This is a genomic window from Exiguobacterium sp. s128 (genome assembly GCF_018618815.1).
GTDB classification, from domain to species: Bacteria; Bacillota; Bacilli; order Exiguobacteriales; family Exiguobacteriaceae; genus Exiguobacterium_A; species Exiguobacterium_A antarcticum.
Genome location: NZ_JACSMT010000036.1, coordinates 1 through 7757 on the forward strand (window position 1 = coordinate 1; position 7757 = coordinate 7757).

The 7757-nt window shown below is 46.4% G+C and carries 8 protein-coding genes; 1 reads left to right on the top strand and 7 read right to left on the bottom strand.

What is annotated here, in order from left to right; all coding sequences use genetic code 11:
- Window positions 1-126: 126 nt before the first annotated feature.
- Window positions 127-420: a hypothetical protein gene (locus KNQ13_RS12200; RefSeq protein WP_014970522.1), complete on the bottom strand. Its 294-nt coding sequence runs from the start codon at window positions 418-420 to the stop codon at window positions 127-129.
- Window positions 421-711: 291 nt separating this feature from the next.
- A complete protein-coding gene (locus KNQ13_RS12205; RefSeq protein WP_209548512.1) occupies window positions 712-1425 on the bottom strand; it encodes a YebC/PmpR family DNA-binding transcriptional regulator in 714 nt (237 codons plus the stop codon).
- Window positions 1426-1628: 203 nt separating this feature from the next.
- On the opposite strand from KNQ13_RS12205, the gene KNQ13_RS12210 reads away from it, so the two are divergent.
- Window positions 1629-3413 carry a glycoside hydrolase family 13 protein gene (locus KNQ13_RS12210; RefSeq protein WP_209548513.1) on the top strand — a complete coding sequence of 595 codons (1785 nt, stop codon included), beginning with the start codon at window positions 1629-1631 and terminating at the stop codon, window positions 3411-3413.
- A 67-nt stretch (window positions 3414-3480) separates the two neighbouring features.
- On the opposite strand, the gene KNQ13_RS12215 is transcribed toward KNQ13_RS12210, so the two are convergent.
- The 5 genes from KNQ13_RS12215 to KNQ13_RS16005 form a co-directional block, all read right to left on the bottom strand.
- Window positions 3481-4686 (bottom strand): DUF1015 domain-containing protein, encoded by a 1206-nt coding sequence (locus KNQ13_RS12215; protein ID WP_209548514.1) that lies wholly within the window; start codon window positions 4684-4686, stop codon window positions 3481-3483.
- A 12-nt stretch (window positions 4687-4698) separates the two neighbouring features.
- A complete protein-coding gene (locus KNQ13_RS12220; protein WP_026830761.1) occupies window positions 4699-5856 on the bottom strand; it encodes a phosphoglycerate dehydrogenase in 1158 nt (385 codons plus the stop codon).
- Window positions 5857-6921, bottom strand: coding sequence for a 3-phosphoserine/phosphohydroxythreonine transaminase (gene serC, locus KNQ13_RS12225; protein WP_209548515.1), 1065 nt, complete (start codon window positions 6919-6921; stop codon window positions 5857-5859).
- Between the two features lie 274 nt (window positions 6922-7195).
- A complete protein-coding gene (locus KNQ13_RS12230) occupies window positions 7196-7582 on the bottom strand; it encodes a nuclear transport factor 2 family protein (protein ID WP_026830763.1) in 387 nt (128 codons plus the stop codon).
- 89 nt (window positions 7583-7671) lie between these two features.
- Window positions 7672-7757, bottom strand: an 86-nt coding sequence (locus KNQ13_RS16005; protein WP_251135815.1) for a cold-shock protein, incomplete at its 5' end; no start/stop codon positions are given.

Genomic DNA, 7757 nt, shown 5'->3' on the forward strand with positions numbered 1-7757 from the left:
TGCTTGTCCCAGGAAAACGATTCGAAGCGAACAAAAAAAGCGGTTCTTCCCGATTAAGAGAAAAACCACTACTTTGTCTTCAGTCTGCACGCTCTCCTGGGAGAGCGTGTTGTTCTGTAAACGTATTCAGGCACTCGTCGATACAAGCGACTGAATACGCTCGCTGTGTGCCGTGTAGGAAGACAGGTGTTCAAATTGATGCAGGGTAAGAGTCGTCATGCGGCTATGACCTGTGCTTGATTCAAGCAGCAGGTAGGCTTCATTTTGATCCTGACCGCCACCGTCAAAGCGGATTTTAGCTGTAATCGTTCGTCCATCGTTCGTTTGCATATAAATATCGTAACCACCAAAATCAACTCGGGTAAAGCGATTTGCTTCGCTTACGATTCGTTTAAAAGTTTCTATCAATGAGTAAGACATACAAGTTCCTCCTTATGTGAAAAAGCGCATGGGACCTAACGATCAATCGCAAATCCGTATCGAATATCTCTTTTCCCATTATATAGAAGAATCAAACCTTTTAAAAGAATCTTTTTTAGTGTTGCTATGAAACGCGTTCCATAGGTTATCGTACAATTAGACAGCGCGTGACTAGCGAGACAGCTAGGCGTCAGCTGGGATACTGACAAAAAGAGCGGACAAGCTCTTTTTGTCATGAAGGCATCAAAAAAGGCAAAGCTCGAATACAGAACTTTGCCTACGTGTAAGACGTCATAATTCGACGTTATGGTATACCTGTTGGACATCTTCCAGATCTTCTAAGGCATCAATCATTTTTTCGAACTGTTGGACATCTTCTTCTGATAATGTGACTTCGTTTTGGGCAAGCATCACGAGTTCCGCAACTGAAAATTCTGTGATACCGGCTTCTTTTAAGCATTCTTGAACGGCATGGAACTGTTCTGGTTCCGCATAGATGATGACCGACTCGTCTTCCTCTAAAATATCACGGACATCCAGATCGGCTTCCATCATCAACTCAAGAATATCGTCGGCCATTTTCCCTTCGAAGGCAAAAATGGCTGTCGCATCAAACATATAAGCAACCGATCCACTGACACCCATGTTCCCGCCGTTTTTTCCAAAAGCAGCACGTACATCAGAAGCAGTCCGGTTGACATTATTCGTCAACGTCTCGACGATGACCATCGAGCCACTTGGACCAAATCCTTCATAACGCAACACATCAAAGTTCTCTTCAGCGCCACCTTTTGCTTTTTCAATCGCCCGATCGACGATTGCCCGTGGAACGCTGTATGTTTTAGCCCGTTCGAGGACGACCTTTAGCGCCTGATTCGATTCAGGATCCGGTTCGCCTTGTTTGGCAGCCACATAAATTTCACGACCGAATTTGGCATAGACCCGGCTTGTATTTTTGTCTTTCGACGCCTTTTTTTCTTTAATATTATTCCATTTACGACCCATCAGAATCCACTCGCTTTCACATGACTTCGATTTAGTTAGGAACTTGCTGGTTCCCTCTGCTTTCTCAGTATACCTCATAAGTTGTTGATTTCTGAACTGAAAAGGTGAGGGCAGTAGTGTTTTTTCAAGATTGACGTTTACAGGTAGTCGGAAATTGGGAAGTAACAGGAGATGAAATCTAGTGTTTGGAAGGGTGAAGAGAGATGAACAGAGCAGCAGTATTCCACCGTGCCTTGTCGCCGTATGTGTATAAGTATGATCAGGAGACCGTCCACATCCGTTTGATGTCCGCCAAAGGAGATTTGGATCGTGTCGAGTTGGTCCATGGGGATCCGTATGAATGGGACGCGGAAAAAGAAGAAGACCGTGACTGGAATTTCGATCCAAACAAAGAGAAGTTCTGGAAAACGACGACGACGGAGATGACGTTCTCCGGATCGGATGCGACCCATGATTATTGGTTCGTGGCCATTAAACCGGCGAAAAAACGTGTCCGTTATGGATTCAAAGTCAATGCGGGGGAAACGTCTGCCGTCTATACGGAGCGTGGTTGGTATGACGAATTGCCACTCGATCATCCCGGATATTATTTTGCCGTTCCGTATATCAATGCGGTGGATGTGTTTGACGCACCTAAGTGGGTAAAGGACACGGTTTGGTATCAAATCTTCCCGGATCGGTTTGCGAACGGTGATCCGGCGAATGATCGACCTGGAACGATTGCTTGGGGAGCGGAAGCCCCTGCCTTTGATAATCATTTTGGTGGTGACTTTCAAGGGGTGATTGATCATATTGACTACTTGAAAGCCCTTGGGGTCACAGGCATTTATTTCTGTCCGATTTTCGTGGCACCTTCTAACCATAAATACGATACGCTCGATTACTTACGACTGGATCCGAGTTTCGGGACAGAAGAGACGTTCCGAGAAATGGTCCAGCTGCTTCATGACAATGGAATCCGGATTCTGCTTGATGCCGTCTTTAACCATGTCAGTGTCGATCATCCGGCGTTTCAAGATGTCATGAAATATGGAAAAGAGTCGAAATATGCTAACTGGTTCATGATTGACGAATTTCCGATTCAAACGACGCCAGAACCAAACTATGAAGTGTTTGCTTTTGAACCAAACATGCCTAAATTAAATACAGCCCATCCAGATGTCAAAGACTATTTATTGAAGGTCGGACGATACTGGGTTGAGGAGTTTCAGGTCGATGGTTGGCGACTGGATGTAGCGAGTGAGGTCGATCATGCGTTTTGGCGAGAATTCCGGACCGCGGTACGCACTGCCAATCCAGAAGCATACATCGTAGGGGAGTGTTGGACGGATTCTCAGGAATGGTTGCTTGGCGATCAATTTGATGCCGTCATGAACTATGGACTGACGGAAGCCTTTCTGACATTCTTTGCGACAAACGAGACGAAGGCTACGGCATTCAGCCACGCGGTCGTTCGAAATCTCAACGGGAATACGATGAATGTCAACGAGGTGATGTTCAACTTAGTCGATTCGCACGACACCCCGCGCGCCTTGACACGAGCGAACGGGAACCACGAACGGATGAAACTGCTGATGTTGTCTCTTTTGACGTTCACGGGAAGTCCGGTCATTTATTACGGTGATGAAATTGGTCTGACGGGTGGTCAAGATCCGGATAACCGAAAGTGTATGGTCTGGGACCCGGCGGAGCAGGATACGGCACTGTTGGCGTATGTCAAACGTTTGATTGCTCTACGGAAACAACACCCAGGTCTTGCCAATGCAGGGACGTATCAATTCGAACGGTTAAACGATGAAACGGCCAGTTTTGTCATCCGTCGCCAGACCAATCAGGCAACGTATTTGATTTTGTTTAATAACGGACCGGAAGCCATCGACTTTACCTTCGACGAACCGACGATTGATTTGTTAGAAGACCGTCCGTCTGCAAAAACGGTTGTCGTTCCTCCTGTATCTGGAAAGATACTTCAAGTACAATCTTCATGAACAAACGAAAAGCATCCGCTCAGGGATTTTCCCATGATGGATGCTTTTTTTGAGTTTCAACGAGTATTCATTTGAAAAACGGATGAATCAATAAGCCACTTCTCAATTTAGGTTCAAACCAAGTCGATTTGGGCGGCATGACTTCATTAGCATCGGCGACAGCCATCAACTCCGTTAAACTTGTCGGATGCAAATGAAAGGCGACGGCCATCGTTCCTTGATCGACAAGCTGTTCGAGTCCGGCATACCCTCTGATACCCCCGACGAACTGAATCCGAGAATCGGTCCGTGGGTCTTCGATGCCGAGGAAAGGGGTCAACACTTCATCTTGTAAAATCGCGACATCCAGATTCTCTTTGACGGATGGATGTTCCTTCTCATAATCAAGTGTATACCAGTGTTGTTTGACATACATTTCAAACCGATGTGGCTTCGTTTCCGTCGCTCGACCGGGCGTGATCGTGAAACGACTGCTGATCCGTGTCAGTAACTCGTCAACGGATTGACCATATAAATCTTCAACGACACGATGGTATCCTTGGATGTTCAATTGATCACTCGAAAACGAAACGGCAAGGAATAAACCGGCGTCTTCATGATTATTTAACCGGGCGACTTGAGAAGCGGCTTCTGCCCGGTGATGACCGTCTGCAATATACAAATGATCATGTCGGGCGAACTGGCTACCAATCGTCATCATTGCAGCGCGTTCTGTAATCTTGAAAATCGTATGTTCGATGCCGTCTTCCGCCGTGAATTGATAAATCGGGTGCTGTTGGTCCTGCTCGGAAATGACGCGGTCCAGTTCGAGATCAGGATGATGCGCAAGTAAGATCGGGCCAGTATGAGCAGCCAGTGACTGGACATGTCGAACGCGGTCTCGTTCTTTGTCGGGACGCGTGAACTCATGTTTCCGGATGATACCTTGATCGTAGTCAGCAACAGAGACACATCCGACGAATCCAGTCTGAGTATGTGTGCCATCGCTTAGCCGGTACAGATAGTAACTTTCTACGTCATCAAATGTCAGAATCTGGCGTTCGATAGCTTCTTTGAAATGAAGAGCCGCTTGTTGATAGACGCGCGGATCGTGATCATCGATGAAGTCAGGTAACGTCACTTCGGCTTTATCCATCCGTAAAAAAGATAAAGGGCGACGTCGGACTTCTGCTCTTCCTTCCGACCGATTAAAGACGTCATAAGGAAGAGAGGAGAAAGCTTCCGCGTATTTAGGTTCAGGACGTAAAGCATGGAATGGTTCAAAAGTAGGCATAATCAACGCTCCTTAAAGTAGTCGTGTTTTGAGCACGCCGGGTATCGAGTCCAACTGGCGTAATGAGATCGTTTCATCCAAGTGGTTATCGATGTCGATGATCGTATAGGCGATGCCACCTTTACTGCCGTTGATCATATTTGCGATGTTGATTTGTTCCGTCGCGAGGACGGAAGCAATCTGCCCGACCATGTTCGGAATATTTTGATGGGCAATCGTAATCCGGCGTTTCCCAGAGTAGGGAAGTTCGACCGACGGGAAGTTGACTGAGTGGCGGATGTTACCGGTCTCCAAAAATAGTTTAAGCTGATCGACCGCCATGATGGCACAGTTTTCCTCTGCTTCGCCGGTCGAAGCTCCGATATGTGGGAGCGGGATGACACGCGGCAGGGACAGAATGAATGCGTTCGGGAAGTCGGTCACGTAATTGGCTATGCGACCTGACTTTAAGACCGTTGCCAAGGCGTGTTCGTCAATCAGTTCACCCCGGGAAAAATTGAGTAGCGTTGCTCCTTGTTTAATCTTCGACAGTAAGCGTTCGTCGAGCAGATGGTGCGTCGCATCGATCAAAGGCAGGTGCAAGGTGATATAGTCGCTCGTCGCGAGTAACTCTTCGAGGTTCGTGACACGATGGACTTGATTGGACACACGCCAAGCCGATTCAACAGACATGTGTGGATCATATCCGGAAACCGTCATCCCAAGCTCGTGTAACGTATTGGCTAAGCTCGCCCCAATCGCCCCAAGACCGACGATTCCAATTCGTTTACCGAGCAGTTCTGTGCCGGCAAATTGTTTTTTGTTTGCTTCAATCCGCTCCGGAATATCGGGCCCACGCAGATTATTAGTCCATAAAATACTTGGAATCAGTTTACGGGCGGTCAAGAACAGGCTGGCGATGACCAACTCTTTTACGGCATTCGCATTGGCACCGGGTGTCGAGAAGACGGGAATTCCGCGATTCGCCAATTGGTCGAGTGGGATGTTATTGACTCCTACACCAGCTCGGGCGACGGCTTTTAAGGATTCATTAAATTTCATTCCGTGTAGATCTTTGCTCCGAACAAGAAACGCATCCGGCGTTTCGATGTCATGCTTGACGAGGTACTGATCGGTAAAGCGTTTTAAACCTTTGTCAGAGACATCGTTCCAAAGTTGTACGTGATACATTTAGCGTTCCCCCTGTTCAAATCGGTGTAAGGCATCTAGGAGGGCGTCGACTCCGGATGTTGGCATGGCATTGTAAAGACTAGCACGCATGCCACCAACAGAACGATGTCCTTTGAGATTGACGAGCTGATTACGTTCTGCAAACTTTAGAAATTGTTCATCTAAGTCAGTCTGCCCCGTCGTGAACGGGATGTTCATGCGACTACGATCCGTTAGGGCGACAGCGTTTGAGAACAACGTCGATTGATCCAAATACGTATAGAGAGCGGCGGCTTGTTGGCGGTTTCGTCGAACGACCGTCTCAAACCCTTGTTCTTTGATCCATTCGAGGACAAGTTTTGTTAAATAGATACTATACGTTGGTGGTGTATTGTAAAGAGAATGATGCGTAGCATGTGTGTCATAACGCAAGTATGAGCCTAACAATGCTGGTGTTCGTTCGAGAAGGTCGTCTTTGATGATGACAAGCGTCATCCCTGCCGATCCTAGATTTTTTTGGGCACCTGCATAAATCAAATCGAACTGACTGATATCGATTGGTTCAGACAAGATCGAAGAGGAAAAGTCTGCCACTAAAGGAACATCGACTTGCGGTACATGGGTGTAAGTCGTCCCTTCGAGTGTATTGTTCCACGTGATATGAAGATAGTCGGCGTCGGAAACGACCGTGTCAGTCGGAATGGAACGATAGAGGTTTGACGCGGATGAGGCGATAATCCGCGTCTTCGCATAGACTTGTGCATCTTGAATCGCTTTTTGGGACCAACTACCCGTATCAATGAAGTCGATCAGATGCTGATTTGTCGCCAAATTGAGCGGTAACATTGAAAACTGGAGCGTGGCGCCACCTTGTAAAAATAAAACATGATAGCCGTCCGGCACCTCCAGCAGCTCACGGAGCAAAGATTCTGTTTCGTTTAGGATGGTTTCGAATAAAGCGGAACGATGACTTAGCTCCAAGACGGATTGACCGGATCCTTGATAATTCAACAACTCAGATTGGGCTTTAAGTAAAACCGGAACCGGTAACACAGCTGGACCAGCGGAAAAGTTAAAAACCGTCATGTCATTCCTCCTACAACAATTTTCAGAAAATATTCACAACTAAAGTGTAACGGAATGAAAACAGTTAATCAAATGTCTTTTGAGCGGAAGGTGTGATGGAGGAGGGCGATGTTCAAACGATGCTGTAATCAAGCGCAATCTAGTGGATTCTCTGAATTAGCTTAAGTTAAGGAAGGGGAATGGAGTGTAAAGCAAATAGGACCAGCCGTCTTCATGAGATGCTGATCCGAAATCTAAGGCACGCATACTGTGTGATAAGTAATTGCTGAAGGTTTCAGGAGGGATCGAGTGGTGTCAGTTGATTGAAATGCCATTTCCAGCCTTTTGTTGTCCAGTGGTACAAGGAGACACTCCGAAAACGACCAACGTATGAGGTATGACCATACGAAAAGGTATCTTCTACTATTTCTTGCACAAGTGCAGTTGTTTCAAATACTTCGACTACCATAGATTCGTTTGTCTGGTCGATCCATTTGATTTGATTTAAATCAACATAATGATCGAGGTACGTCTCGGCATCAAATTGACGTCCTTGTCCATCAATAAAAGAAAAATTGTCCGATAACAGTTGATTCATCGCTTGCCGGTTCCCTTGCATCAAGTAATCATGCCGGTTTGTAAGGAGTGTTTGCAACTGTATATGTTTAGTTGATGGTTCCATCTAAATCATCCTTTCAGTCTTTTGGTAGGGGAATGCCTCAAAAAGAAACAGAAACAAAAAAGACTCTGCAACAGCAGAGTCTCGGAAAATTAAAGTTTAGAAACGTTAGTTGCTTGCGGTCCGCGTTGGCCTTCTTCAACTTCAAACGAAACTTCTTGACCTTCGTCAAGTGATT

What these genes read in the sequence shown, in the direction of transcription:
- serC (WP_209548515.1), bottom strand. Translation starts at nt 6,921, where the DNA reads ATGACGGTTTTTAACTTTTCCGCTGGTCCAGCTGTGTTACCGGTTCCG.
- KNQ13_RS12230 (WP_026830763.1), bottom strand. Translation starts at nt 7,582, where the DNA reads ATGGAACCATCAACTAAACATATACAGTTGCAAACACTCCTTACAAAC.
- KNQ13_RS12220 (WP_026830761.1), bottom strand. Translation starts at nt 5,856, where the DNA reads ATGTATCACGTACAACTTTGGAACGATGTCTCTGACAAAGGTTTAAAA.
- KNQ13_RS12205 (WP_209548512.1), bottom strand. Translation starts at nt 1,425, where the DNA reads ATGGGTCGTAAATGGAATAATATTAAAGAAAAAAAGGCGTCGAAAGAC.
- KNQ13_RS12210 (WP_209548513.1), top strand. Translation starts at nt 1,629, where the DNA reads ATGAACAGAGCAGCAGTATTCCACCGTGCCTTGTCGCCGTATGTGTAT.
- KNQ13_RS12215 (WP_209548514.1), bottom strand. Translation starts at nt 4,686, where the DNA reads ATGCCTACTTTTGAACCATTCCATGCTTTACGTCCTGAACCTAAATAC.
- KNQ13_RS12200 (WP_014970522.1), bottom strand. Translation starts at nt 420, where the DNA reads ATGTCTTACTCATTGATAGAAACTTTTAAACGAATCGTAAGCGAAGCA.